The following is a 1,761-nucleotide window of genomic DNA, read 5'->3' on the forward strand; positions in this document are numbered from 1 at the left end:
CGGCCAGCGGGGCGACGCCGAGCGCCTGCCATTGCTGCTGCTCGCCGGTCGGAAGCTCGTCGGCGCGTGGCAGCGACGCCCAGGCAACCGTGTTGCAGACGAGCGCGAGCGCGCCGGCAGCCTTCCATCCGGGAAGTGCCCAGGCAGGCGCAAGCGAGCGCCGCAGCGGATGCGCATGGCTTCGTGACGTCAACACGGGGCCGTGATGGCGAATCAAGGTTAAAACAGAGCTAAATCGGCCACCGGAACTTGCGCCCGTCCAAAGCGCTGCCACACTGAAAGCTATGGCGCCGCGTTCAGACGCTTCGGTCCGGGCCATCCTTGGGCCGACCAATACGGGCAAGACCCACCTCGCAATCGAGCGGATGTGCGGCCATTCCTCGGGCGTGATCGGCTTCCCCCTGCGGCTGCTCGCGCGCGAGGTCTACGACCGCGTCGTCGCCATGAAAGGGGAGAGCCAGGTCGCACTCCTGACCGGCGAAGAGCGGATCGTCCCGCCCCATGCGCGCTACTTCCTGTGCACCGCCGAAAGCATGCCAGTCGGCAACGAAGGCGAGGAACCGCGCGACTTCGCCTTCGCCGCGATCGACGAGGCCCAACTCGCCGTCGACCCGGAACGCGGCCACGTATTCACCGACCGGCTGCTCCGCGCCCGCGGCCGCGAGGAGACTCTGATCCTCGGCTCGGAAAGCCTCAAGCCGATCGTCCGCGAGCTTCTACCCGAGGGGGAAATAGTCACCCGGCCGCGCTTCTCAACTCTGCGCTACGGCGGCAACGTCAAGCTCTCTCGCCTGCCGCCGCGCTCCGCCGTCGTCGCCTTCTCTGCAGAGCAGGTCTATGCGCTCGCCGAGATGCTTCGCCGGTTCCGCGGCGGCGCTGCAGTCGTCATGGGCGCGCTGTCGCCGGCAACCCGCAACGCCCAGGTCGCGATGTTCCAGCGGGGCGAAGTCGATTATCTCGTCGCCACTGACGCAATCGGCATGGGCCTCAACATGGACGTGACCCACGTCGCGTTCGCTGGGCTCGAGAAGTTCGACGGCCGCCGCGACCGGCGGCTGACGATCGCCGAAATGGCGCAGATCGCCGGCCGAGCCGGGCGCCATCAAAAGGATGGGACTTTCGGGACGCTCGGGCTGACCGAGGACAGCGGAGGCTTCAGCGATTCCGAAGTCGGCGCGATCGAGGAGCACCGCTTCCGTCCCATCGACTGGGTTTACTGGCGCAATGCCGAACTCGATTTTACAGATGTTCGCAGCCTCATCGCGAGCCTGGAGGTAAAGCCCGACGATCCGGTGCTTCGAGCCGCGCCCGAAGCGATCGACCTCGCGGTCCTCAAGCTCATCGCCGAGGATCCGGCCATCGCTTCCCGGAAAGGCGCGCAGGCGCGGCGGCTGTGGGCGGTGTGCGGCCTGCCAGACTTCCGCAAGGTCGGGCCGATGCACCATGCACGCATGGTCCGCCGGCTGTTCAGCTATATTGGCGAAGGCGGCCACGTGCCCCACGAATGGTTCGCGGCCGAGGTTACCCGACTCGACAATATGAGCGGCGACATCGAAGCACTCGCCGATCGCCTCGCCGGCATCCGCAGCTGGGCCTATATCGCGCACCGCGGCGACTGGCTGAAGGAGCCCGCCAAATGGGCCGAGCGCACCCGCGAGGTCGAAGCGCGGCTGTCGGATGCGCTCCACGAGCGGCTGACCCAGCGCTTTGTCGACCGCCGCACCGCGGTGCTGGTCCGCGACATCGGGGCGCGCGGCGCCG

2 protein-coding genes are annotated in these 1,761 nt (G+C 67.9%); one reads left to right on the top strand and one right to left on the bottom strand.

Features of this window, described 5'->3' with window-relative positions:
* A partial coding sequence (locus tag GH737_RS14660) for a hypothetical protein (protein WP_155265500.1) occupies positions 1–196 on the bottom strand: 196 nt, incomplete at its 3' end.
* Between the two features lie 88 nt (positions 197–284).
* Between GH737_RS14660 and GH737_RS14665 the strand changes: the two genes are divergently transcribed.
* A partial coding sequence (locus GH737_RS14665; protein ID WP_275401977.1) for a helicase-related protein occupies positions 285–1,761 on the top strand: 1,477 nt, incomplete at its 3' end.

The sequence above is a fragment of the Sphingomonas segetis genome (genome assembly GCF_009720245.1).
GTDB classification, from domain to species: domain Bacteria; phylum Pseudomonadota; class Alphaproteobacteria; order Sphingomonadales; family Sphingomonadaceae; genus Sphingomicrobium; species Sphingomicrobium segetis.